Origin of the sequence: Staphylococcus hominis subsp. hominis, assembly GCF_002901845.1 — a bacterium.
Lineage (GTDB): Bacteria > Bacillota > Bacilli > Staphylococcales > Staphylococcaceae > Staphylococcus > Staphylococcus hominis.
This window is the reverse complement of the sequence record NZ_PPQE01000030.1, coordinates 303,711-329,999: the sequence shown is the minus strand read 5'-3', so window position 1 is coordinate 329,999 and position 26,289 is coordinate 303,711. Positions and strand designations below refer to the sequence as shown.

The following is a 26,289-nucleotide window of genomic DNA, read 5'->3' as shown; positions in this document are numbered from 1 at the left end:
AGATGGGATGACGAATTCATTTTGAGTACATCGTCCCACCTTTTTTAATATCGGATTGACATACATTATTCAGGAGAATGATAATATCTAATATCATCTTCAATGTTTTCTAAATAAAAGATATTTTTATCGTTTTCTACGTTTTCAATCTCATGATTAAAAGATAAATCATCAAAACGTCTGAAGAACGATTCGTATTCTTTTACAGATACTTCTTGACGCTCATTTAATAAAGCTTGATGTGCTTTTTTATCTAAGTGTTGTTCAAAACCTTCCACTACTGTGGCGCTAAAGAATTCTCCCACTGACCCAGAACCATAACTAAATAATCCAATTGTTTGACCAGGAGTTAAAGTTCTGTTTTCAAGTAATGAAATTAAACTTAAATAAAGTGATCCAGTATATATATTACCTACATAACGATTATAGTATACAGCATCTTCATAACCAGACGTTAATCGAGATTGAGTCGTTTCATCAGTATCATTAATGATAGAATCTAATGCTTTTTTGCCCATTTTAGTAAAAGGCACATGGAAACATAATGATTCAAAATCGGATAATGATTTATCTTCACGACGTGCATACTCTTTCCAACTTTCTTGGAATGATTCAATATATGCATCTTTTGATAATGCACCTGCAACAAGTGGATATTTATAACCAGTCGGTCTCCAGAAATCATACACATCTGCTGTATAAGCAACAGCATCATTGTTTAATTGTAAAATGCGAGGCTGATGTGAAATTAACATTGCCACTGCACCAGCACCTTGTGTAGGTTCACCGCCTGACTCGATACCATAACGTGCTGTATCACTTGCAATGACCAATACTTTTTCGTTAGGACGGTTTGCAAGATAATCTTTAGCAAGTTGAATTGCAGGTGTAGCTGCATAGCAAGCTTCTTTCATTTCAAAACAACGTGCAAAAGGTTGGATATTTAATAAATGGTGAATTTGAACTGCTGCGGCTTTAGCGTTGTCGATAGCAGATTCAGTAGCAACGATAACCATTCCAATATGTTTTTTATCATCTTCTGTTATAATATCTTTAGCAGCATTGGCTCCCATTGATACGATATCTTGAGATACTGGACTTACTGCCATTTGTGTTTGTCCAATCCCAATTAAAAATTTGTTTGGATCAACTTGACGAGCCTCTGCAAGCTTCGCCATGTCTACATAGTATTTAGGGACATAAAAATTGATTTTATCGATACCTATATTCACAGGCATGTCATCCTTTCGAATAGTCTAATTTTAACAATACAATACTCTGTATTTTACCAAAATAAATTACTAAAATACAATTATATCTATATTACAGGCAAGGAGATAAAGAATGAAACAAATCGCTATTGTAAGTGCTAAAAGAACGCCAATTGGCAAATATAAAGGGAAATTGAGAAATTATTCAGCTGTTGAACTAGGTACAACAGCTTTAAAAGGAGCTATTGAATCAATTGATATCGATCCATCTCTTATTGAACAAGTTATTTTCGGAAATGTCTTACAAAGTGGTATAGGACAAAACTCTGCACGACAAATTGCTATTAAATCAGGTATTCCTGATACAACTCCAGCGATGACGATTAATGAAGTATGTGGTTCAGGACTTAAAGCAATTATTTTAGGGAAGCAACTTATTCAATTAGGAGAAGCTAAAGTCGTTGCTGTTGGTGGTGTTGAAAGTATGACTAATGCACCTAAACTTATTTTAAAAGACGGAGAAGACCCTGTAGAAAGTTTTATGCATGATGGATTAACGGATGCTTTCCATTATGTTCCGATGGGTGTCACAGCAGAAAATATAGCTGAAAAATATCATGTAACACGTGAAATGCAAGACGAGTTTGCTAACCATTCTCATGCTAAAGCTGCAAAAGCCGTTGAAGAAGGTAAATTTGATAACGAAATTATAAAAATGACAGACGCTGAAGGTAATGAGATGACTTCTGATGAAGGTATAAGATCAAATAGTAGTGTTGAAAAATTATCTACTTTGAAAACAATATTTAAAGAGAATGGAACAGTCACTGGTGGTAATGCTTCGAGTATTAATGATGGATCATCTGCCCTTATTTTAATGGAAGCAACATTTGCAAAAGAACATGGATTTGAAATTCTTGGCATAGTAGGAGATTACGCTGAAGTAGGTTGCGATCCACAATACATGGGTTATGCACCTTTTTATGCAGTAAAAAAATTATTAGAAAAAACACATCAACACATTAATGATATTGATATTATAGAAATGACTGAAGCATTTGCAGCTCAAAGTATACCTGTTAAGGATCATTTAAAAATTCCTGATAGCATTTTAAATATTTATGGTGGTGCCATTGCATTAGGACATCCTATTGGTGCAAGTGGTGCACGTCTCGTTACAACACTTGTGAATGCTTTAGAACAAGAACATCAACATACAGGTATCGCAACAGCTTGCATTGGTGGAGGACTAGGCATTGCTTTAATGATTGAAAAGGGAGTACATTAATATGAAAAGTTTAGATAAAAACTTTCGTCATTTATCAAGAGAAGATAAATTAAAACAATTAGTAGACTACGGATGGTTAGATAAAACGAATTATCAAACATTATTAAGCAATCCAGTTATTGATGAGGAAGTGGCAAACAGTCTCATCGAAAATGTCATTGGCCAGGGTACGTTACCAGTTGGATTATTACCTAAAATTATCGTAGATGAGAAAGAATATGTGGTACCTATGATGGTTGAAGAGCCGTCAGTTGTTGCTGCTGCGAGTTATGGAGCGAAACTTGTTAACCAAACTGGAGGATTTAAAACGATAAAAAGTGAACGATTGATGATCGGCCAAATCGTATTTGATGATGTTAAAGATACAGAAGACTTAACACATCGCATTCAAAAGCGAGAAAGCCAAATTAAACGTATTGCAGATGAAGCCTATCCTTCTATCATCCATCGTGGAGGTGGCTATCGTGGTATTGACATAGATGCGTTTCCTAATGAACAGTTATTATCTCTTAAAGTATTTGTTGATACTAAAGATGCGATGGGCGCAAATATGCTTAATACCATTTTAGAAGCAGTGACAGCCTATCTAAAAAATGAATTAATAGATCAAGAGATATTAATGAGTATCTTATCTAATCATGCAACGTCTTCTGTTGTAAGGGTAGAAGGTGAGATTGATATCAATGATTTAAATCGCGGCGATTATTCTGGTGAAGAAGTAGCTAAGAGAATGGAGCGTGCGTCAGTGCTTGCACAAGTCGATATTCATCGGGCAGCAACACATAACAAAGGAGTCATGAATGGAATTCATGCCGTTGTTCTAGCTACAGGTAACGATACACGAGGTGCTGAAGCAAGTGCGCATGCTTATGCAGCACGTGATGGTCAGTATAGAGGCATTGCCACGTGGAAATATGATGAAACCCGTGGACGTCTTGTGGGCACAATTGAAGTACCGATGACTTTAGCCATTGTTGGCGGAGGAACGAAAGTATTACCAGTCGCGAAAGCTTCTTTAGACTTACTCAACGTTGAGTCTGCTAGAGAATTAGGACATGTAGTGGCTGCAGTAGGTTTAGCACAGAACTTTTCAGCTTGTAGAGCCCTTGTTTCAGAAGGTATTCAAAAAGGACATATGAGTTTGCAATATAAATCATTAGCGATTGTTGTAGGCGCTAAAGGTGAAGAAATTTCAAAAGTTGCTGAGCAACTTAAACAAGAACCTAAAGCAAATACCGAAGCGGCTGAACGCATTTTAAAATCAATACGCCAATCTTAAAAATAAGCCATGAGAATTTAGAAATGGAAGAGATTCCATCACTAAATTCTCATGGCTTATTATGTTGTGTCAATTAATAAATGTAATTGTAATTACGCGCAGCAGATGCACTAATATATCGCGTACTGTATGCTAGCGGACGGTTATAATTATATTCTGAAACAAGAATTTTTCCATTACTGTAAACACGTTCAACGATGGCAACATGACCGTAATATCCTGCAGTTGATTGCATAATAGCATAGCGTTTAGGCTTATGTCCTGTTCTATAACCAGCACGTTGAGCTCTATAGTACCAGTTTTTGGCATTGCCCCATTGATTTGAAACAGGTTTACCTAATTGAACACGGCGTTGATATGCCCACCAAGTACATTGATATTTATTATAATAGTTATAACCAGCTGCTTCAGAAGTATGTGTATGTTCAACATTTTGATATGTATAAGTTCCAGTAAAAATAATTGCCGTAGCTAATATTAAACGTAAAATGAATGTTTTAATTTTCATTAAGTTCTCCTCAAAAATTAAATAATTTAAAGTCTAAAATAATATTATTATTTAAAAAGTTGTAATACAATATAAGAAATGAATTATACAAATAACTGTAATACTTCTGAAATATATGTAATACATCGTAACTAAATCTTTGCATAAAAAAAGACGCCACGAGGGCGCCTTGGTGAGATGATACTTCCATGTAATGTATAACTACATTTTGTTGAAATCATACATCTGTGAATTGGTTAAAAACAGCTAATGCTCTTTTAACACTAGTCACCGGTATGTTTTCAAGACACGGATTTGTTCGAAAATATAGCAATATTTCGTTTTGGCTCTTCACGTCTTTAGGAAAAGTGTTATCTTGATTAATCCAATTTACCAATTCACCTAATGGTGTGTCATCGCCTATAAAATTTTGCATAAATTCGTAAAAGCTCAATTCATCACCTCATATTCACTTGAGCCGATTTTGATTATAACATTTTTTGTAATTTGAAAATATAGTTTTGTTTATATGAAAAATAATTTATTTATAAATATTATTTTTCCATAAAGTATACATATTTGAGTCAGTTCTCGAATGAATTCAAATTGAATGAATTTACATTTTTTTTACAAAAATAATGTATAATAAAAAAAAGAATTTTTTAAGAAGGTGAGCAATTGGATATCAAGCATATGAAATATTTTATGGAAGTTGTGAATCAAGGTGGTATGACAAATGCTTCTAAATCTTTATATATTGCTCAACCAACTATAAGTAAAGCAATAAAAGATATTGAAAAAGAATTAGACATGCCTTTATTCGATCGACAAAAACGTTATTTAGTTCTTACAGATGCAGGAAAAGTGTTTTATAAAAAATGTGAAGAAATTTTAGCATTATATGATAATATTCCAAATGAAATTAATGGCTTGCTTGGTTTAGAAACAGGTCATATTAATATTGGGATGTCAGCAGTGATGGATATGCAACAGTTTATTAATATTTTGGCGGAGTTTCATAAATTATATCCAAACGTTACCTATAGTCTTAATGAAAGTGGGGGTAAATCGATTGAAAATCGTTTGATTAACGATCAAATAGACATTGGCATTACGACCATTCCTATAGATGAGAACATATTTGATTATGTGTCTTTATATAGTGAAGATTTAAGACTTATAGTGAGTGAAGAACATCAGTTAGCTAAGCGTTCATCTGTGACTATGGCTGATTTGAAAAATGAAGATTTTATATTATTCAATGAGGACTTTTATCTTAATGATAAAATTATAGCTGCTGCAAAAAATGCTGGTTTTATCCCAAATACAGTGTCCAATGTATCACAATGGAATTTCATCGAATATTTAGTAATAGCACGATTAGGCGTTAGTATTTTACCAGAACATATTGCCAAGATGTTAAAAGATGAGATTAAAAGTATAAAAATTGAAGACTCAGGTATGAGCTGGGAACTTGGAGCAATTTGGAAAAAAGATAAACTTTTAAGTTATGCAACTTCTAAATGGATAAAATTTATGACTGAGAGATTGGAAAACAAGTAAACGATTCATTTTTACAAATAGTGAAAAACCTTAACGTAGGTTCTCTCACTATTTTTTTACTTTTAAAACGGTTCCATAGAAAATAACTATAAGTTATATATAAAATCAATATTTTTATAATCTATCAATATAGATTACAATTTTGAATATAGACTAAAAAATCGCTGTAACAAATTCGACAAATTTATGGAGGTCAGTCGTTTTGAAAAAAGCATTAAATATTATAGAGATTATTCTTCAAATCGTATTGGTGGTAGCGATTAGTATTATAGGTTCACTGCTACAAAAATGGCTACATATACCATTAGCAGGAAGTATTATCGGTATGATATTATTTTATATTTTATTACATTTTAAAATTATTCGTGTTGAATGGGTTTCTAAAGGAGCCGACTTCTTATTAACTACAATGGTCTTCTTCTTTATTCCTTCAGTTGTAGGAATTATGGATATTGTTTCTAATATCACTACAAGTTATATTATTTTCTTCCTCTTGATTATTATTGGTACAAGCTGTGTGGCACTTGTTTCTGGATTTATTGCTGAAACAATGTCTAAGAAAAAACCTCATACTAAGAAAGGAAATCATTAAAAATGGATATATTAAAAGGCGTTTTAATGATATTATTAACTGTTGTAATGTATAAACTTGCTCAAATATTACAACGTAAATATAATAACCCATTATTGAATCCAGCATTAATCGGTTCACTTGGAATAATTATTGTTTTACTTTTAACACGTCAAAACTATCACGATTACATGATTGGCGGTCAATGGATTAACCATCTATTAAATGCCACTGTTGTATGTCTTGCTTACCCACTTTATAAAAATAAAGATAAGATTGTAGAAAATATTGGGGTCATTTTTTCAAGCGTCATGGCTGGCGTGATATTGAATTTTGTGTTAGTGTTTAGTTCGTTAAAGTTATTAGGTTACTCAGAAGAAACAATCGTAACTATACTACCTAGATCAATCACAGCTGCTGTAGGAATTGAAGTTTCTCAAGAACTTGGAGGTACAGATACGATTACAGTACTGTTTATCATTACTACTGGATTGATAGGTAGTATGATGGGTTCAATGCTACTTAAGGTTGGTCAATTTAAAACATCAATCGCGAGAGGTTTAACATACGGAAATGCATCACATGCTTTTGGAACTGCAAAAGCGTTAGAACACGACATCGAATCTGGCGCATTTAGCTCAATTGGAATGATTTTAACAGCAGTTATTAGTTCAATTCTTATTCCAATTATGATTAAGTTGTTTTACTAAAGGGAATACAGAAATAAAATGTATATTTAGGAAAGGGGCTATTTAATCAAATGGCGAAGATTAAAGCAAATGAAGCATTAGTTAAAGCATTACAAGCTTGGGATATTGATCACTTATGGGGTATTCCAGGTGACTCAGTTGATGCAGTAGTAGATAATTTAAGAACAGTTAGAGATACTTTCAAATTTTATCATGTACGTCATGAAGAAGTTGCAAGCTTATCAGCTGCAGCATATACAAAGTTAACAGGTAAAATCGGTGTAGCTTTAAGTATTGGTGGACCTGGGATTGTTCACTTATTAAATGGTATGTATGACGCTAAAATGGACCGTGTACCTCAACTTATTATTACAGGTCAAACGAATAGTACATTATTAGGTACAAAATTCTTCCAAGAAACTAACATTTCTAAAATGGTTGACGACGTAGCAGTATTCCATCACCAAGTTCAAAAAGGTGATGACTTATTTGAAATTACAAATGAAGCGATTCGTACTGCATATGAAAAAAATGGTGTAGCCGTTATTATTTGTCCAAATGATCTATTAACTCAAAAAATTAAAGACACTACAAATCGTCCAGTAGATACGTCTAGACCAGTGTTACCAACACCATCTTATCGTAGTATTAAAAAAGCTGCTAAATTAATTAACAAAAGTAAAAAACCAGTTATGCTTGTTGGGGTAGGTGCAAAAAATGCTTCAACTGAATTACAAGACTTCATTGAAGCAGCTAAAATCCCTGTAATTCATACATTACCAGCTAAAACTGTTTTACCTGATTCACATCCATACAGTGTGGGTAACTTAGGTAAAATTGGTACAAAAACGTCTTATCAAACTATTCAAGATGCTGATTTATTAATCATGGCTGGTACTAACTTCCCTTATGCAAATTACTTACCTAAGAAAAATATTAAAGCGATTCAAATCGACACAAATCCAAACGTAATTGGTGAACGTTTCGATATTAATGTTGGTATTGTTGGTGACGTTAAATTAGCATTCCATCAATTAACTGAAGCAATCAAACCAGTACCTCATCGTTCATTCTTAGACAAAACGTTAAAACGTAAAGCTGTATGGGATAAATGGATGGAAAAAGACATGAATAATACAAGTGCTCCAATTCGTCCAGAACGTTTAATGAAAGCTATCAATGATTACAGTAAAGATGACGCTGTATACTCAATCGATGTTGGTACTTCAACTGTTTGGGGTACACGTTACTTAGACTTAAATGTTAATAATAAATTTATTATCTCAGCATGGTTAGGTACAATGGGTTGCGGTCTTCCAGGTGCCCTTGCTTCTAATATTGCTTACCCAGGTCGTCAAGCAATTGCAATTACTGGTGACGGTGCATTCCAAATGGTAATGCAAGACTTCGCAACTGCTGTTCAATACGATTTACCAATGACAGTCTTCGTATTAAATAACAAACAATTATCATTCATCAAATATGAACAACAAGCTGCTGGTGAATTAGAATATGCTATTGACTTCTCTGATATGGATCATGCTAAATTCGCTGAAGCTGCTGGTGGTAAAGGTTATGTATTAAAAGACCCTAACCGTATTGATGAAATTGTTGAAGCAGCATTAAATGAAAATGTACCAACTGTTGTTGATGTACATGTTGATCCAAATGCTGCGCCATTACCAGGTCAAATCGTTAACGAAGAAGCATATGGTTATGGTAAATGGGCTTACAGATCTATCACAGAAGATAAAGAATTTGACTTTGATAAAGTACCACCAATCTCTGTAGCTGCTAAACGTTTCTTATAAGACATAGATTCGACACACTGACGAAAGTAATGCTTTTGTCAGTGTTTTTTTATGAATATTTAAATTATAAAAAATGTAAAATATTAGTAAAAAAAGATATTGAAAACGCTTTATATTATAGGTATAATTAAATTGTTAAAAAAGAACTGCGTGTTACTATTCGATTAGGCATGAGCAGATAAGCTATCATTATTTTTGTCATAAATAATGGGCTTATTTGGTCATGCTTTTTTAATGCGTAAAAAAGATATATTGAAAGGATTGAATCAAAATGTTTAAAAAGCTATTTGGACAATTGCAACGTATTGGTAAAGCATTGATGTTACCTGTGGCAATCTTGCCTGCAGCTGGATTATTACTAGCAATTGGAACAGCTTTTCAAGGTGAAGCATTACAGCAATATCTTCCATTTATTAAAAATGGAGTAATTCAAAATATTGCTAATATGATGACAGGTGCTGGTGGTATTATTTTTGATAACTTACCTATCATTTTTGCACTCGGTGTAGCAATAGGACTAGCAGGTGGAGATGGTGTAGCAGCCATTGCAGCTTTTGTTGGATTTATTATTATAAATAAAACCATGGGAGCATTCTTAAATGTTACACCAGCACAATTGGAAGATCCATCTAAAGGATTCGCAAATGTTTTAGGCATACCTACACTTCAAACTGGAGTGTTTGGTGGGATTATTATAGGAGCTCTAGCAGCTTGGTGTTATAACAAGTTTTATAATATTTCCTTACCATCGTATTTAGGGTTCTTTGCGGGTAAACGTTTTGTGCCGATTATGATGGCAACGACATCGTTTATTTTAGCTTTCCCAATGGCTTGGATTTGGCCATTCATTCAAAATGGATTAAATGCATTTAGTACAGGTTTGTTAGATTCTAATACTGGATTGGCAGTATTCTTATTTGGATTTATTAAACGATTACTTATTCCATTTGGTTTACATCATATTTTCCATGCGCCATTCTGGTTTGAATTTGGTTCTTGGAAAAATGCAGCTGGAGAAATTATTCGAGGAGATCAACGTATTTTTATTGAGCAAATACGTGAAGGTGTTCATTTAACTTCAGGTAAATTCATGCAAGGTGAATTTCCTGTTATGATGTTTGGATTACCAGCAGCAGCATTAGCAATTTATCAAACAGCTAAACCTGAGAATAAAAAGGTAGTTGGAGGTTTGATGTTATCAGCAGCTTTAACATCATTCTTAACTGGTATTACTGAACCGTTAGAATTTTCATTCTTATTCGTAGCACCATTATTATTCTTTATTCATGCAGTACTTGATGGATTATCATTTTTAACACTTTATCTACTACATTTACATCTAGGATATACATTCTCTGGAGGATTCATAGATTTTGTTTTATTAGGTATTCTTCCAAATAAAACACCATGGTGGTTAGTGATTCCAGTAGGATTAGTTTACGCTGTTATTTATTATGTTGTATTTAGATTCTTAATTGTTAAATTCAACTTTAAAACGCCAGGTCGTGAAGATAAACAAGCCTCTGTAGCTAATACATCTGCAAGTAAATTACCTTTTGATGTGTTAGATGCAATGGGCGGTAAAGAAAATATCAAGCATTTAGATGCTTGTATTACGCGTTTACGTGTTGAAGTCAATGATAAATCTAAAGTAGACGTTGAAGGACTAAAAGCCCTTGGTGCTTCAGGGGTGCTTGAAGTAGGAAATAATATGCAAGCGATTTTTGGTCCTAAATCAGATCAAATTAAACATGATATGGCACGCATTATGAATGGAGATATCACAAAACCTAGTGAAACCACTGTGACTGAAGATACATCAGATGAGCCAGTACAGTTGGAAGAGGTAAAAGAAACGGATATCTATGCACCAGGTACAGGTCATATAATTCCATTATCTGAAGTGCCAGATAAAGTATTCTCAGAAAAAATGATGGGTGACGGTATTGGATTTGTTCCTGAAAAAGGCGAAATTGTAGCACCATTTGATGGTACAGTTAAAACGATTTTCCCAACGAAACATGCCATCGGTTTAGAATCTGATACAGGAATTGAAGTATTAATTCATATTGGTATCGATACAGTGAAATTGAATGGTGAAGGCTTCGAAAGTTTAGTCGATGTCAATGAACCTGTCACACAAGGTCAACCATTAATGAAAATTAATTTAGCATACTTAAAAGAACATGCGCCAAGTGTCGTTACACCAGTGATTATTACAAATCAAGGTGATAAAACATTAACATTCGATGATGTTGATTCAGTAGATGCTGGTAAACGCATTATGACAATTAAGTAATAAAACAAGCCTGGGACATCATATGTGTCTCAGGCGTTTTTAATGTGTTGACAGTCGATGACTGAATTGAAAAGGTGTGGTCTCAAGTTTTTCAATTCTAATCCTCTTTGCCATGGCGGAGCGACGAATTCAGAAAGAATTCTGTCCCCCTTACTTTTTATTTAATATACAACATTATTCAGTTATATCATTCTCAATTAATAATTTGATAGCTTTATGATCTGTAGCATTTCTAAATAAGTCATAAGCATTTTCAATGTCACTTAATTTACTATAATGTGTCACGAGTTGTTCTGGTTGAATGATTTTAGATTTGAGAGCTTCCAACAATTCTTCAGTGGTATTAGCAGAAACTAAACCCGTTGTAATGTTGATATTTTTAATCCATAATTTTTCGATATCAAATTGAACGGGTAAGCCGTGAACACCAACATTAGCAATTGTTCCATCGACGCCAATCAACTTTTGACATAAATCAAATGTTGCTGGAATACCAACTGCTTCAATAGCAACATCGACGCCACGATGATTGATATCTTTGATTTGTTGAATTGCTTCATTCACATGACTAGAATTAATTGTATGAGTCGCGCCAAATTTTTTGGCTGTAGCTAAACGATGATCGTCTAAATCAATCATAATTATTTTTGAAGGTGAGTAGAATTGAGCAGTTAATAAAGAAGCTAATCCAACTGGTCCAGCACCTACAATAGCAACAGTGCTTCCAGGTTTTACTTTTCCTTTTAATACGCCAATTTCATAACCAGTCGGTAAAATATCTGAAAGCATCACGAGTGCTTCATCAGATAAAGAAGTAGGAGCATGATATAAAGAATTATCTGCAAAAGGTACTTTCACATATTCTGCTTGCGTACCATCAACAAGATGTCCTAATATCCATCCACCGCCATTTTCACAATGAGCATAGATACCTTTTTTACAGTAATAACATTTGCCACAAGATGAGATACAAGACACAATGACTTTATCGCCGACTTTGAAGTTATTGACATTAGAACCAACAGATTCAACAATACCAATACCTTCGTGACCTAATGTGGTATATTGAGGAACTTCAGGTGTGTCCCCTTTAATAATATGTAAATCAGTACCACAAATTGTTGTTTTGACCATTCTAATAATAGCGTCAGTACTTTCCGTAACAACTGGTTTTTCTTTATCGACGAGCTTAGCTACGCCAGGTTTTTCATAGATGTAAGCTTTCATGTTGATTCCTCCAATATAAATTGTGAATTATTTCACAAACATTATAACATTAATTTAATAAGATGTATTCTATTTTGAAGAGAAAATCATTGAACTCTTGTTAAACGTATTTAACAAGAGGATTTAGATGAAAAAATAAGTGTAACATCGTAAAATAAATATGTATAAGAGAACTAGACCGTTAAATTAAATAAGTAGGTGAAAATATGACTAAAAGTATTGAAAGTATAGAACAATTTCATCAATTTATTCAAACGCATCGATTAGTAGTGATTCATGTTATGCGGAATCATTGTTCAGTATGTCATGCGGTATTGCCACAAATTGAAGATATCGTCAATGATTATTCTAAAGTACATTTTGCTGTTATCAATCAATCTAATGTAGAAGCTATTGCGGGAGAACTATCTATATTTACTGTTCCAGTGGATTTAATATTTTTGGACGGAAAAGAAATGCATCGACAAGCGCGTTTTATCGATATGCAAGATTTTGAGCACCAGTTAAGTTTAATGCATGAGAGTTTAAATTAAGTTAAGAAAGCCTAAACACGATAAATGAATTGTTGTGTTTAGGCTTTTTTTACTATTTATTTAAGATTGATTCAATGATAGCATCAGCACGTTGTTGATGCTCTAAAATAATATGACTTGATTGTTTGAAACGAGTAAGTTCATCTTCTTCTAATTTCAGTTCAATGACACGATCAGCACCATTACCGTTAATCACTGTTGGCGTTCCAATATAAAGGTCATTTAATCCATATTCACCTTCAAGATAACTTGACACATTCATAATCACATTTTTATTAAATAAAATAGCTTCTACAATACGTACTAAACTTAATGATATGCCGAAGTTTGTAGTACCTTTTCGAACGTAAATATCATATCCCACTTGAGTAGTTTGAGAAGCGATAGATTGTTTGAACGCGGTTTGGTCTACTCCTTTATTCAATAAATCAAGAACAGGTTCGCCGGCAATTTGAGCATGAGACCAAACAGCTACTTGAGAATCACCATGTTCGCCAATAACAGGCGCATAGACATTTTGTGGTGCCACATCAAACGTGCGACTTAAGAAAAATTCGAAGCGGGCTGTATCTAATGAAGTGCCTGATCCAATAATTTTATTCTTAGGAAATTGAGACACACGTTTTATGACATAACTCATAATATCGACTAGATTAGATGGAAGTACAAAATAACCATCGAAACCATGAGCAATGACTTTTTGAATCATAGGCACAAAGATATTTACATTATCTTCTAATAATTTTAAACGTGTGTCGCCTTTATCTAATTTTGCACTTGCACAAATGACGACGATATCAGCATCACTACAATCACTATACGAACCAAGATGTACATCTACAAACTTATCTCCAAAAGGTGTAGCATGGTTTAAATCCCATACATCTGCTTTTGCTTTATCTTCATCAATATCAATAATAGCTAGCTCATCGACTAGTCCTTTATCTACAACTGCATGTGCAAAGGCAGAACCTACGAATCCACTACCAATAAGCACAATTTTATTTCTTTTCATTCATCATAACCTACTTTCTAAAATAAAATAAAAATTCTGATAATTATATTTAGAATAGCACTTATCACTATTTTTTTAAATTTTTAAAAGTTGAATAAGCGATTTACTAAAATATAATGACTCTGAGGTATATAATAATATAGAGTATAGGAGGTTAAAAAATGAAAAAACGATTGTTAACCGTAGCGACATCTGCAATTCTTGGAACTTTAGCTTACATTAAAGTAAAAGAAAAACGCAGTTATCAAAGCTTTATTACTGAAAAATATATTCGTATGTCTGGAATGAAAAAAACATTTGAAAATGTGAATGATGCTAAAAAAGCATTAGAGGAGGTCAAACCTTTAACAGCTGGTAAATATGATGGGACAGATTATGAGTTTAAACATCGTGCGCATACTAGAAGTATTAATGGTTCTGTCACATATATTGTTAATGATAAAAGAGAGCCTCATCAAGATGTTGTGCTTTACATTCATGGGGGTGCTTGGTTCCAAGATCCATTAGATAATCATTTTGATTTTATTGATCAACTTGCAGGAGAATTGGATGCACGAGTGATTATGCCTGTCTATCCTAAAGTACCTCATAGAGACTATCGAACAACATTTGAATTACTAAAAAATATTTATCAAAAAGAAATATTAGAAGTTGAAAATCCGCAACATATGACGATAATGGGAGATTCAGCAGGCGGTCAAATCGCTTTATCATTCGCACAATATCTTAAAAAAGAAACACCATTACCACAACCAGGACATATTGTGATGCTGTCTCCAGTTCTTGATGCAACATTTAGCAATCCCGAAGCTAAAAAATATGAAAAAATAGATCCTATGTTAGGAATTGAAGGAAGTAAATATTTCATTCAATTATGGTCTGGTGATACGCCAATAGAAGACTATAAAATATCGCCAATTAACGGAGATTTAGAAGGTCTTGGTCGTATATCTATTTTTATAGGAACAAAAGAAACGCTATATCCAGATGCATTAAAACTCTCTAAAATGTTAAATGATAAAGGGATTGAACATGATTTTACACCAGGGTATAACTTATTCCATATTTATCCTATTTTCCCATTACCAGAACGTCAAAAGTTCTTTATACAACTGAAAAATATAATGGGAAAAGATTAAATACTAGTTTGAACGTTAGTGTTATTTTTAAAAGCACTCAAATAAAGAATGAAACATCTATGATATCACATCTGGCTAGGCTATTTTTTAAAAGGTAATAATAAAATAATGAGTAAAATGAGTATCATTCTAAGCATTTGAAATACAATGAAAATCGAATGTTTAGGTTGAGAAATTTTATCAAAATTCAATAACAGCATGTTACTTATTAATAGTCTAGCAGTAAGTAACATACCCATCCGCATGTATATGACGTTGATTGAATAGTAAATCAGATACTGTACCACTTAGTCCCATAATAACTATGGCACCTATCATAGTAAACAGTATTTCTCTTGTTCGTTTATGAGTAGTGTCCATATGATGTACCTCTATAAACGATATTACAATTTTTATATAAATATAAAAACAGATACTAACTTGTATTATTCTCTAGAGTTAGTATCTGTTTCTTTATATTGAGGATTAATAGTATTTTTATGTGAAGGTAGAGCATCTTCTTTTTTAATTTCAGTAAAGTTTGAAGTCGAATGTGGTGATTCATTTTTGTTGATTGTCTCGTTAGAAGATTGAGAACGATTGTTGATATAACGAGGGTCAGTATCTAGGACAGAATGACTCATGTCATTTCCTTGTAGACTGCCAATCAAAATAAAGATGAGATAACTAGAACAAGCCAGTAAAACTAAAGCAAGATAAATGCCAACTGCAATTTTAACAGGTTTAGCCATAGATTTATCCATTTATGTCCTCCTAGAGTCATAGCAATGTTTACTTATAAACTAACATGAGAGTTTTAAGTAAATGTAAATAAGAAGTAAATATTTATCAATTTACTATTAATAAATGTAAGGCAATTAAATTTGTCGATATTAATTTGGAATAATCAATAATTTGTCTGAGAAAATATTTATATTCTTTTAATTTTTTTATAATTTTATACTATCCTTAACTTAATATTTACATTTTTAAAACTGACTAAATATTAAGATGATAGCATACCCTTATTAAAGTGTTTAACGCATTCATTAAGATAATATTAAATGAAAGAAAAAATATGTTTAAAGAGAGGGACTTCAGTTTGATTCTCATTATCATTTGTATCGCTTTGATATTATTTCTAGGAATTAGAGAGAAAAAGCGCCATACACACCGTTTAAATAAGATTCCTCTACGAATAAATATTAATGGTATTCGTGGTAAATCAACTATTACAAGAATGATTTATAGTATTTTGCGAGAAGATCAATATCATGTCATTGGTAAAACAACAGGCACTGATGCCAGAATGTTGTATTGGTTTACAGAGAAAGAATATCCTGTCCTTAGAAAACCGCAAGGCGCCAACATAGGAGAACAAAGAGACATTGTGCAAAAAGTAGTTAAGCAAAAAGGCAATGCGCTTGTTAATGAATGTATGGCAGTTAATCCAGATTATCAAATTGTCTTTCAAGAAGATTTAGTAAAAGCGAATATTGGTGTCATTGTCAATGTTATGGAAGACCATATGGACGTATTAGGGCCGACACTTCAAGATATTGCTCAAGCATTTACTGCAACGATTCCCCGAAATGGAAAATTAGTAGTCATGAAGGATGAGTTTACAGACTTTTTTGCTAAAGAAGCTAAAAAACGTAAAACTGAACTTATTGTTGTAGATAAAAATGATATACCTGAATCATACTTAAGGAAATTTAATTATTTAGTATTTCCTGATAATGTAGCCATCGCTTTAGGTGTAGCTCAAGCTGTAGGAGTTGAAAAAGACGTTGCGCTGCGCGGAATGTTAAATGCGCCTCCCGATCCTGGAGCGGTTGAAATTAAATATTTTAATGCAAATAACACAAAAAATGTATTTGTTAATGCGTTTGCTGCTAATGAGCCTCAGTCTACGAAAGCGATATTAAATAAAGTGGAATCATACGATTATCCTTATACAAAAAAAGTAGTGATTCTGAACTGTCGTTCTGACAGGGTAGATCGAACGCGACAGTTCGTTGAAAATTTTATTGAGGACGTCGAATTCGATACCTTAATTTGCACAGGAAAAAGCACGCAAATGGTTACAGATGTAATGCAACGGCTACCTGAAAAGACATACATAAATCTTGAAAATCATGACTTTTCAGATATAGAAAAAGCGATTCTTAGTGAATCACATCAGGCACTCATATTTTGTGTGGGAAATATTCATGGTCCAGGTGGAAAAATAGCAGAATTTATAGAAGGGATAGAATAAAATGATAGGTTCGGAGTTATACTTTTCCCTATTTGTTGGTATTGTATTAAGTTTAATTTTTGCAGAAAAATTTGGGATTAATCCCGCAGGTCTTGTTGTACCTGGTTATTTAGCCCTTATTTTTGATCAACCCATTATGTTACTATCTGTGTTGGTCATTAGTTGTCTCACTTATTTTATTGTTACGTTTGGTATTAGTAGATGGGTCATTCTTTATGGTAGACGTAAATTTGCAGCGATGATTTTAACTGGTATGGTTCTAAAATTTATTTTTGATTTAATTTATCCACTTACTCCATTTGAAGTTGTAGAGGTTTCAGGTATCGGAGTTGTTATTCCTGGTATTATTGCCAATACCATTCAAAAACAAGGTGTTGTAATTACATTAGCTACAACAATGTTATTAACATGTATGACTTATGTCATCTTGTTCTTATATAGCTTTATTAATTAATCGCGATCGAGGAGCGCATAATAATGAAAAAGACAAAACGATTATCAGCGAGCGAATGGTTACTTAAGCAATCAAAACGACATAAACGAAGAAACTTTTTGTATACGTTTATTGTCTTAGTTATCACAGTAGTACTTCTAATTTTTGCTATTCGAGCTGTTAAAGTTGAACCTGTAGAGACGATGCCACATTCAGGTAATAGTATTAGAAATACATATTTAGGAAATATCACTTTGAATAATGACATCAGAAAGGTCAATTTAAATGATGTTTTTAAAAGTTTAAGACAGCCATTACAACAAAGTGATTTTTCCACAGCTTCTTTATATGTGAACCAATTTTCTAAAAATCCTAAAGAAAATTTAAACAAAAACATAGAAAACATTATGTTTTTAAAAAAACAAAATATTAAAAGTATCAATTTAATTAATAGCACTATAGATAATGTACAAGCGCAAGATTTATCCAAAAAAGTTGAAGCACAAACAGATTATAATTTTTTAACTGGAAATGGTTCGAATCCAATTAATAGTAAAACAGTACAACAAAAAGTTAAAAATAAAAAAGTCGCTAATGTTTCGTTCACAGATATTGAATCGTATTATGAAGATCCTTTAAAAAATACGACATCTATTAGCTTAGATCCCAAAATTTTTGTACCATTAATTAAAAACTTAAAGGAAAACAATGATCTTGTAGTTGTGAACGTAGATTGGGGGATTCCTAACGAACGTAATGTAACAGATCGCCAAAAAGCTTATGCTCATGCATTAGTTGATGCAGGTGCAGATGTAATCATTGGCCATAATACAGTTATACAAAGTATTGAGAAATATAAACATGCTAGTATTTTTTATAGTTTAGGAAATTTAACCTCTGCTGATTTTCTATCAAAAAATCAAAAAAGTATAGTTGTTCAACATGATTGGGATGGTCAGCATCATCAATTTCAAATTACACCTGTTCGCTCTGCAGATGGAAAATTAACAAAAGATCATATGAATAGTATGGAGTCACAACGTTATTACAATAATATTAAAGATAAAACAATTCATCTGAAAGAAAAGAATGGGGGGTATTCTTTTGAATATTAAACAAAATTGGTTACCTATTGTTACAACACTCATTATTATTGCTATTTTATTAATGGTTACATTTGCTAGAGCAAATGAAGGTCTCGATAATTACGAAAAAAATGAATTAAATAAAGCCACGGAGCAATATTTATCTAAAGGGGCCAAGTAGTATGAATATCTATAATAAAGTGACACTATCAGTCATTTTAGTGATTACAATTTTAATCTCATTTACATTTTATTTTTTTAATAAAGAAGATAAACCTGATAAAGATGATCTATATGAAAACAAGATTGCTAACCGTAAATCAGCAACCTCTGATGAGCAAAAAACGTATGGTGTCGCTTCAAACAATGCTATCGCAACACGTGTAGGTAATAGAATTATTGAAGATGGTGGTAATGCAGTTGACGCAGCGGAAGGTGTCGCATACGCGCTTGCAGTAACAGAACCTCATTCATCTGGATTAGGTGGTGGCGGCGCTACACTTACCTACGATGGTAAAAATGGTGAAGAACCTCGCATGTATGAATATAAAACAACATCTTCATTTAATTACAAAAAAGGAGATAAAATAGGGACACCTGGTTTTGTACGCGGTTTACATGATATGCATGAAAAAGAAGGTAAAATGGATGAGAAAAAAATCTTAAACTATGTCATTCCATTAGCTGAAGATGGCTTTGAAGTAGATTCAGAGTTAGAACGTAGTTTGAAATTATTTGGTTCTGACATTGATCGAAACTCTCCCTTCTTTAAAGGCAAGCGTACAGTTCGTGAAGGTGCAATTGTAAAACAACCTGCTTTAGCAAATACTTTAAAGAAAATTCGAGATAAAGGGCCGGATTATTTTTATAATCATATTGGAAAAAGTGTATCTAAACAATTAAAAAATCAACTCACTGAAGAGGATTTTAAACAAGTAAAAACAGAAGAAAAGAAACCTATTAGTACAAAATATTTAAACAATACTGTTTATGCTGCATCTAACCCATTAGGTGGGATCTTAATGGAACAAGGTTTGAAGATTGATGAAAGCGTAAATTCTGCAAATGATCGTACAGATTATATTACAGGGATTGTCAAATCTCGTGATATTATGTATCGAAATAGAGATATTGTTAATGGCAAAGAATCTAGTAGCAATACCTACTTGTCTCAAGATTATTTATTAGATAAGATTAACGGTATCAATTTTGACGAACAAGGTAGTGACTTCAATACACAACGTATTGATAACACAAGTACAACGCACTTTGTAGTGATTGATAAGAACGGTAAGTTAGCAAGTACTACAAATACATTATCAAGCTTCTTTGGAACAGGTAAATATGTTAAAGAAGGTTTTTACATGAACAACTCACTAACAAACTTTTCAACAGATCCAAACAGTCCAAACTATGGTGAGAAACATAAAGCACCACGTTCTTATACGTCGCCTACTATTATTGTTGGACCTGACTTCTATATGGGTATTGGTTCGCCAGGAGGAAATAAAATTCCAACGATTCTTAATGAAGTCATTGTAGATTATTTAAGAGGAAATGGTACGTTGCAAGAATCTATTAATAAGCCACGTTTTTATAATGATGGTGGAACAATCTTCTATGAAAATGCTATGGATGATAATGATGTCAATATTTTCAAAAGTCTAGGTTTCGGTGTAGAAGAAAAACGTAACGATCCTAACTTTGGTAGTGTTCAAGGTGCTGTTTATAACAAAAAAGATAGAACAGTGGAAGTTGGACAAGATGTAGGAAACAGATAATAAAAAAGGACAAAAATCAATCGGTTTTTGTCCTTTTTTTATTTACTCAAAATAAGTATTGAAATAATTATTTAAAACGCTATCATAAATACATAGATAGCTAAATTTAATTTATTTACAATAGAAAATATAAAAATAATAAATTGTCATTAATATAATTATATGAATAGTGATATAAAGGGTGAGACGTATGAAAGAAGCAGTATTAGGTATTGATCTTGGAACTAGCGCAGTTAAAATTATTGCGGTAAATCAAACAGGCCATGTAATCACTTCAACAAGTGTACCTTTAAATTTAATACAATCCCAACCTGGATATAGCGAACAAGATCCAGAGGAATGGTTTAATGCAGTTAAAACAGGCATATATCGGTTAAATCATTCTGATGAAATGAAATCGTATAAAGTGAAGGGCATCTCATTCTCAGGTCAAATGCATGGACTAGTAGCCTTAGATAAAGAAGGTCACCCTGTACGACATGCTATCCTTTGGAATGATACACGTAATTCAGAACAATGTAAGCAAATTCGATCGGTTTATGGAGAGCGATTAAATGGAAATCCGATTCTTGAGGGTTTTACACTTCCTAAGATGATGTGGGTAAGTACACATGAGCCTGAACTATGGAAGAAAGTAGATGTGTTCGTTCTTCCTAAAGATTATGTACGTTATTGTTTAACGGGTAAGATTCATATGGAATATTCTGACGCTGCAAGTACGCTCCTTCTTAGTCCAGAAACGCATGATTGGTCAAAAGAAGTTGGAGATACATTTGATATAGGGGATGTTTATCCATCACTTGTGAAATCCACAGACGAAGTTGGAATGATTCAAGACCCCTTAGCGAGTGAACTTGGTTTTACATCTCCAGTAAAAGTATTTGCTGGGGGTGGAGACAATGCCTGTGGTGCTATTGGTGCAGGTATAATCAATGATAATGATACATTATGTAGTATTGGTACTTCTGGTGTAATCGTAAACGTAGAAAAAAGTAATCAAACGCACTATAAAAATAATATACATTTTTTTGATCATAGTGTTCCAAATACATATTATGCAATGGGAGTAACGTTGGCTGCAGGATATAGTCTTAATTGGTTAAAGAGAGCATTTTTTGATAACGATACGTTTGATGAAATTGTGAAACAAGCGAGCACCTCGTCAATAGGTGCAAATCGTTTATTATTTGCGCCTTACCTAGCTGGTGAGCGTACACCCCATGGTGATGCATTTATTCGAGGGAGTTTCATTGGCATTAGCGGTAACCATTCTAAATCAGACTTTGCACGAGCGGTATTAGAGGGTATTACCTTTTCTTTATATGATTCAATTCAATTGATGCGAGAAGCGGGAAAAGAAATTACACATATTACTTCAATTGGTGGAGGCGCAAAAAGTGAATTTTGGCTCCAAATGCAAGCTGATATTTTTAATGCATCTATACGTAAATTGAAGCATGAAGAAGGACCAAGTATGGGGGCAGCAATGATTGCAGCGTATGGGTTACAATGGTTTGATTCTTTTGATGACTGTGTAGCACAATTTATAGACGTTGAACATATATATGAACCTAATTTGCAACGACATCAACAATATGAATCTTATTACAATATTTATAAACAAATCTATCAACATACACATCAACTTACAGAAGCGTTATTAAAGACTTAAAGCGTTTCGCACATGATTATTTAGAAAGAAACTCGAAGAATCAGATGACAAAGTAGGGACAGACATTGTTTTTGTGTCTCTACTTTTTTAATAGTAAATTCCCATTAATATGCTTTGTTATAATTAATATATTATATTTTATAAAAAATTTATTGACAAAAATCTAATGTAGATATTAAATAATATATATAAATTCCTCATTCCAAATAACACTATCTGTTAAGTATGGAAAGGAGTGATAGTTATGAACGATACCCATTTCATTGATCAACTATCACACGTAAATATGATTGAGACGCTTTATTTAAATTCCAATGATTTAAAACCCTCTATGAATCTTTTCCTAAATTTATTATTTAAACGATTATTACTAGAATATTATGTATACATTCGTACAATTTACAATAAGTATGCATGTTTAGAAATGCCATTTCTATCCTTTCAACTTTTTTTCAATCATTTTCATGATTTATTTTATATCATGTATACACTCATCGATACGCAAAATATAACAACTTATTCTAACGTTTTAGAATAGTAAAACGATATAGTTAAGTATGTTTGTGTGTATAAGAGATCCACCCCGTTAAGAAATAGAGTGAGTAAGAAAACAATAAATAATTGATAAAATTCAATCAAGTGGTGAACATTCATATTACTAAAAGATGAATTATAACTGAGTGTATTTATAAACATCTTTTTCAGTAGAAGTGAGTATATTTCTCATTTCTACTGTTTTTTTATGAATAAAATTAATATTTTGCGTCTAATTTTTTTACAAGAAAATTAAATTCGTTAAAATACTTAAAATGTGAATTATTTCACAAATAAATTTTGGATTTACTATATTAGGTATTGAAAACGTTTTCTGCCAGGTGTACTATGACATTGGCTAGGAAATTAGAGAGAAAGAGGTTATTGGGAAATGAATATTATTTTAGGCGTTGGGACTCTTGTATTAGTATTAATTGTAATGACACTTTTCTTAAACTTTGCACCATATGGGAAACAAGGATTACAAGCACTGTCGGGAGCAGCCTGTGCGACTTTCTTACCACAAGCATTCTTAAGTTATGCGATAGGTGGCGTTTTCCATATTCACTTCTTCCAAGTGATTGGAGATTTAGCAGGAAGTTTAGCTGGCGTTGCAGTAGGGATTTTGACATGTGTTAATTTAGGTATTTCCCCAGTATTTGCAGTTATCGTTGGTTTAGTATTACATGATTTTAAATTACTACCAGCATTTATTGCAGCGTATGTTATTTCATTTGGTATTAAATTTATTGAGAAGAAAGTACCAGAAGGGTTAGACTTAATTACAGTTATTTTAATTGCTCCAGCTGTTGCATTTGGCTTAGCAACGGTAATTAGCCCAGGCGTAATGGCTGTATTGCAACAAATTGGTGGCGCAATTACTGCTGTAGGAGATAGTAATCCATACGCTTTAGCAGTGATACTTGGATTAGTAATTCCAGTTACAGGTATGACACCATTAAGTTCAATGGTACTGACAAGCTTATTAGGTTTAACAGGTGTACCAATGGCAATCGGTGCATTAACTTGTACAGGCGCTTCATTTGTTAACTACGTGATGTTTAGTAGATTAAACATTGGTGGTCCATCTAAAGCATTTGCAGTTTTTGTTGAACCGCTCACTCAAATTGATTTAATTGCTAAATATCCATTACAATTATATGGAACAAATGCCTTGATTGGTGTAGTAAATGCATGTATTGTAACATTTAGTGGACTAGTAATAAATGTAAAAGGTATGGCTACACCAATTGCTGGTGCAATTGTATTGTTTGGCTTTAATACACCAATGAAAGCAGTAATTACAATCATTGCTGTAGCAATTTCAAGTATCATTTTGGCGTTCGTTATCAGTACATTGATTAAAAAATTCAATCTTATGGATTTATCTATTAAATTACCATCTAAACAAAAACAACCTAAGGAGAGTGTTTAAGAATGGCTACTAAAAAAAGTTATGACTATCAAAGTGCGTTTGATATTATTGGGCCAGTCATGATGGGACCTTCAAGTTCTCATACAGCTGGAGCAGTAAAAATAGGGAATGCTACTTTTAATGTACTAGGAGGCATTAAACCAGAAACATTAGCAATTCATTATTATGAATCATTCGCAAAAACACACCAAGGGCATGGTACAGATTTAGCAATTGTAGGTGGTGCAATGGGTTATAGTACGTTCGATAGTCGAATTAAAGATTCATTAACTATTGCTAACGATTTAGGTATTCATGTTGATATTATTGAAGAAGATGGAGAAAGTATTGGAGAACATCCAAACTGTGCTTATTTAATTGCTGAAGCGAATGGACGTCATATTGAAGTAATTGGTAATTCTATAGGTGGCGGTACCATTAAATTGAGAAGAATTAGTGTTGAAGGTATAGATGTTAACTTTAATCATGGCTTACCTATTTTAGTCATGGATGGATCTAAAAATAAGTCGGAAGTGAATCATTTCTTAAATGATGTAAACGAACTTGGCGTAAGTATAGATGAAGAATTGGTTGATACAGATGATGATAATAGTTTAGTTGTTTTACCGTTAACAAAAGCAATCAAAGAATCAACATTAAATCAAATTAAAGAAAAATATAATCACTTAAACATATCCTATATAAAATAAAGGAGGATTAAAAATGTTCGATTCAATTAGAGAAACTATAGATTATGCTGTTGAAAACAATATGTCATTCGCGGATATTATGATTCAAGAAGAAATGGAATTATCAGGTCAATCACGTGATGAAGTTAGAGATTTAATGAAAGAAAATTTACAAGTCATGCGTGATGCTGTAGTTAAAGGGACCACAGGAGATGGGGTAGAAAGTGTCACAGGTTATACGGGACATGATGCAGCTAAAATCCGTGATTACAACGAAAATCATCATGCTTTATCAGGCCATGAAATGATGGAAGCAGTCAAAGGCGCTGTAGCAACAAATGAAGTGAATGCGGCAATGGGTATTATTTGCGCGACACCGACAGCTGGGTCCTCCGGTACGATTCCGGGCGTATTATTTAAATTAGAAAAAACACATGGTTTAACAGAAGATCAAATGGTTGATTTCCTATTTGTTGCATCATTATTTGGACGTGTAGTTGCAAATAATGCGAGTGTTGCTGGAGCAACGGGAGGTTGTCAAGCAGAAGTAGGTTCAGCTTCAGCTATGGCAGCAGCAGCTGCAGTATCGGTCTTTGGTGGTGAACCAGAAGCTTCGGGTCATGCGATGGCATTAGCTATTAGTAACTTATTAGGCCTTGTGTGTGACCCAGTGGCTGGACTTGTTGAAATTCCATGCGTCATGCGTAATGCCATTGGTTCAGGAAATGCATTGATTTCAGCAGACTTAGCATTAGCTGGTGTGAAAAGTAGAATTCCAGTCGATGAAGTCATCGAAGCGATGGACAAAGTAGGGCGAAACTTACCAGCACAACTTAGAGAAACTGGACTAGGTGGTTTAGCAGGTACACCAACAGGAGAAGCCATTAAACAAAAAATCTTTGGTAATGCAGAAGATCCAGTCAATAGTTTTTCATAATATTTAAAATCCTAAACCATTCTTGAATGATAGCATATTCAAGAATGGTTTTTTATGCCTTGAATTATCAGAAAATTTCAAAAAAATAATTGCAATATTTCACTTTTAAATATAGAATAACTTAAAAGGGGATGATGATATGCTTAGATTATATATTTTATTTTTAACCTTCATCATTAATACAACGTTAACACGTGTATGGACGATCGAAGGAACTTGGGAGCATCTTTTACTTCAATCAATGTCTATGAGTATAATGTTTGTATTTCTTTTTTACTATGTGTGTTTTATGCTTGAAAATAGAAAACATAACAAAATAGATAAACTTAGAGATGAAAAATAAACAAAAAAGTCGAGACAGTTATTTGAATAACAGGGTCTCGATTTTTTTAT

At 32.9% G+C, this 26,289-nt stretch carries 27 protein-coding genes; 20 read left to right on the top strand and 7 right to left on the bottom strand.

The window, feature by feature from the left end; all coding sequences use genetic code 11:
* Window positions 1-65: 65 nt before the first annotated feature.
* The gene (locus tag CD034_RS10730; protein ID WP_037555820.1) at window positions 66-1,232 is read right to left on the bottom strand and encodes a hydroxymethylglutaryl-CoA synthase; all 1,167 of its coding nucleotides are present in this window, start codon (window positions 1,230-1,232) and stop codon (window positions 66-68) included.
* A gap of 112 nt (window positions 1,233-1,344) precedes the next feature.
* Here CD034_RS10730 and CD034_RS10725 point away from each other — a divergent pair, with 112 nt between their 5' ends.
* Together CD034_RS10725 and CD034_RS10720 are read left to right on the top strand one after the other, a co-directional pair.
* A complete protein-coding gene (locus tag CD034_RS10725; RefSeq protein ID WP_002454828.1) occupies window positions 1,345-2,499 on the top strand; it encodes a thiolase family protein in 1,155 nt (384 codons plus the stop codon).
* 1 nt (window position 2,500) lies between these two features.
* Complete coding sequence (locus tag CD034_RS10720; protein WP_103288383.1) at window positions 2,501-3,778, top strand: hydroxymethylglutaryl-CoA reductase, degradative; 1,278 nt, start codon at window positions 2,501-2,503, stop codon at window positions 3,776-3,778.
* Window positions 3,779-3,851: 73 nt separating this feature from the next.
* Here the strand turns inward: CD034_RS10720 and CD034_RS10715 are convergent, their stop codons facing one another.
* Window positions 3,852-4,286: a CHAP domain-containing protein gene (locus CD034_RS10715; RefSeq protein WP_019835140.1), complete on the bottom strand. Its 435-nt coding sequence runs from the start codon at window positions 4,284-4,286 to the stop codon at window positions 3,852-3,854.
* A 217-nt stretch (window positions 4,287-4,503) separates the two neighbouring features.
* The gene (locus CD034_RS10710) at window positions 4,504-4,719 is read right to left on the bottom strand and encodes a sterile alpha motif-like domain-containing protein (protein ID WP_002454831.1); all 216 of its coding nucleotides are present in this window, start codon (window positions 4,717-4,719) and stop codon (window positions 4,504-4,506) included.
* 224 nt (window positions 4,720-4,943) lie between these two features.
* On the opposite strand from CD034_RS10710, the gene cidR reads away from it, so the two are divergent.
* From cidR to ptsG, 5 genes are all read left to right on the top strand, one after another.
* Window positions 4,944-5,828: a cidABC operon transcriptional activator CidR gene (gene cidR, locus CD034_RS10705; protein WP_103288382.1), complete on the top strand. Its 885-nt coding sequence runs from the start codon at window positions 4,944-4,946 to the stop codon at window positions 5,826-5,828.
* Between the two features lie 202 nt (window positions 5,829-6,030).
* On the top strand, window positions 6,031-6,420 hold the full coding sequence (locus CD034_RS10700) for a CidA/LrgA family protein (RefSeq protein ID WP_002449529.1): 390 nt from the start codon (window positions 6,031-6,033) through the stop codon (window positions 6,418-6,420).
* Between the two features lie 2 nt (window positions 6,421-6,422).
* Complete coding sequence (locus tag CD034_RS10695) at window positions 6,423-7,109, top strand: LrgB family protein (RefSeq protein WP_002449420.1); 687 nt, start codon at window positions 6,423-6,425, stop codon at window positions 7,107-7,109.
* A 50-nt stretch (window positions 7,110-7,159) separates the two neighbouring features.
* On the top strand, window positions 7,160-8,899 hold the full coding sequence (locus tag CD034_RS10690) for a pyruvate oxidase (protein WP_002449340.1): 1,740 nt from the start codon (window positions 7,160-7,162) through the stop codon (window positions 8,897-8,899).
* Between the two features lie 271 nt (window positions 8,900-9,170).
* Window positions 9,171-11,198: a glucose-specific PTS transporter subunit IIBC gene (gene ptsG / locus CD034_RS10685; protein WP_103288381.1), complete on the top strand. Its 2,028-nt coding sequence runs from the start codon at window positions 9,171-9,173 to the stop codon at window positions 11,196-11,198.
* Between the two features lie 174 nt (window positions 11,199-11,372).
* Here ptsG and CD034_RS10680 read toward each other — a convergent pair whose 3' ends face one another.
* Window positions 11,373-12,425 carry a zinc-dependent alcohol dehydrogenase family protein gene (locus tag CD034_RS10680; RefSeq protein WP_002488265.1) on the bottom strand — a complete coding sequence of 351 codons (1,053 nt, stop codon included), beginning with the start codon at window positions 12,423-12,425 and terminating at the stop codon, window positions 11,373-11,375.
* A 206-nt stretch (window positions 12,426-12,631) separates the two neighbouring features.
* Here CD034_RS10680 and CD034_RS10675 point away from each other — a divergent pair, with 206 nt between their 5' ends.
* A complete protein-coding gene (locus CD034_RS10675) occupies window positions 12,632-12,958 on the top strand; it encodes a thioredoxin family protein (protein ID WP_103288380.1) in 327 nt (108 codons plus the stop codon).
* Window positions 12,959-13,010: 52 nt separating this feature from the next.
* On the opposite strand, the gene CD034_RS10670 is transcribed toward CD034_RS10675, so the two are convergent.
* Complete coding sequence (locus CD034_RS10670; protein ID WP_103288379.1) at window positions 13,011-13,973, bottom strand: L-lactate dehydrogenase; 963 nt, start codon at window positions 13,971-13,973, stop codon at window positions 13,011-13,013.
* Between the two features lie 161 nt (window positions 13,974-14,134).
* Between CD034_RS10670 and CD034_RS10665 the strand changes: the two genes are divergently transcribed.
* Window positions 14,135-15,112: an alpha/beta hydrolase fold domain-containing protein gene (locus CD034_RS10665; protein ID WP_002454837.1), complete on the top strand. Its 978-nt coding sequence runs from the start codon at window positions 14,135-14,137 to the stop codon at window positions 15,110-15,112.
* A gap of 216 nt (window positions 15,113-15,328) precedes the next feature.
* Here CD034_RS10665 and CD034_RS11270 read toward each other — a convergent pair whose 3' ends face one another.
* On the bottom strand, window positions 15,329-15,472 hold the full coding sequence (locus CD034_RS11270) for a hypothetical protein (protein WP_002449276.1): 144 nt from the start codon (window positions 15,470-15,472) through the stop codon (window positions 15,329-15,331).
* Between the two features lie 65 nt (window positions 15,473-15,537).
* Window positions 15,538-15,855 carry a hypothetical protein gene (locus tag CD034_RS10660; protein ID WP_103288378.1) on the bottom strand — a complete coding sequence of 106 codons (318 nt, stop codon included), beginning with the start codon at window positions 15,853-15,855 and terminating at the stop codon, window positions 15,538-15,540.
* A gap of 338 nt (window positions 15,856-16,193) precedes the next feature.
* Between CD034_RS10660 and pgsB the strand changes: the two genes are divergently transcribed.
* From pgsB to CD034_RS10610, 11 genes are all read left to right on the top strand, one after another.
* Window positions 16,194-17,351, top strand: coding sequence for a poly-gamma-glutamate synthase PgsB (gene pgsB, locus CD034_RS10655; RefSeq protein WP_049432686.1), 1,158 nt, complete (start codon window positions 16,194-16,196; stop codon window positions 17,349-17,351).
* A 1-nt stretch (window position 17,352) separates the two neighbouring features.
* Window positions 17,353-17,805: a poly-gamma-glutamate biosynthesis protein PgsC gene (gene pgsC, locus CD034_RS10650; protein WP_002449243.1), complete on the top strand. Its 453-nt coding sequence runs from the start codon at window positions 17,353-17,355 to the stop codon at window positions 17,803-17,805.
* A gap of 23 nt (window positions 17,806-17,828) precedes the next feature.
* A complete protein-coding gene (locus CD034_RS10645) occupies window positions 17,829-18,899 on the top strand; it encodes a CapA family protein (protein WP_002449286.1) in 1,071 nt (356 codons plus the stop codon).
* On the top strand, window positions 18,889-19,050 hold the full coding sequence (locus tag CD034_RS11265) for a hypothetical protein (RefSeq protein WP_002449238.1): 162 nt from the start codon (window positions 18,889-18,891) through the stop codon (window positions 19,048-19,050). The genes CD034_RS10645 and CD034_RS11265 overlap by 11 nt, the downstream gene beginning before the upstream one ends.
* Before the next feature lies 1 nt (window position 19,051).
* Complete coding sequence (locus CD034_RS10640) at window positions 19,052-20,650, top strand: gamma-glutamyltransferase (protein ID WP_049419001.1); 1,599 nt, start codon at window positions 19,052-19,054, stop codon at window positions 20,648-20,650.
* 190 nt (window positions 20,651-20,840) lie between these two features.
* Window positions 20,841-22,322 carry a xylulokinase gene (gene xylB, locus CD034_RS10635; protein WP_037554300.1) on the top strand — a complete coding sequence of 494 codons (1,482 nt, stop codon included), beginning with the start codon at window positions 20,841-20,843 and terminating at the stop codon, window positions 22,320-22,322.
* Window positions 22,323-22,566: 244 nt separating this feature from the next.
* Complete coding sequence (locus CD034_RS10630; protein WP_039984097.1) at window positions 22,567-22,860, top strand: hypothetical protein; 294 nt, start codon at window positions 22,567-22,569, stop codon at window positions 22,858-22,860.
* 387 nt (window positions 22,861-23,247) lie between these two features.
* Complete coding sequence (locus tag CD034_RS10625; RefSeq protein ID WP_002449239.1) at window positions 23,248-24,291, top strand: PTS sugar transporter subunit IIC; 1,044 nt, start codon at window positions 23,248-23,250, stop codon at window positions 24,289-24,291.
* A gap of 2 nt (window positions 24,292-24,293) precedes the next feature.
* A complete protein-coding gene (locus CD034_RS10620) occupies window positions 24,294-24,980 on the top strand; it encodes a serine dehydratase beta chain (RefSeq protein ID WP_002449314.1) in 687 nt (228 codons plus the stop codon).
* A 13-nt stretch (window positions 24,981-24,993) separates the two neighbouring features.
* Window positions 24,994-25,896, top strand: coding sequence for an L-serine ammonia-lyase, iron-sulfur-dependent, subunit alpha (sdaAA, locus tag CD034_RS10615; RefSeq protein ID WP_002449485.1), 903 nt, complete (start codon window positions 24,994-24,996; stop codon window positions 25,894-25,896).
* Between the two features lie 139 nt (window positions 25,897-26,035).
* Entirely contained in the window at window positions 26,036-26,239 is a 204-nt protein-coding gene (locus CD034_RS10610; protein ID WP_064207186.1) for a hypothetical protein, read from the top strand.
* The last annotated feature ends 50 nt before the right edge of the window (window positions 26,240-26,289 follow it).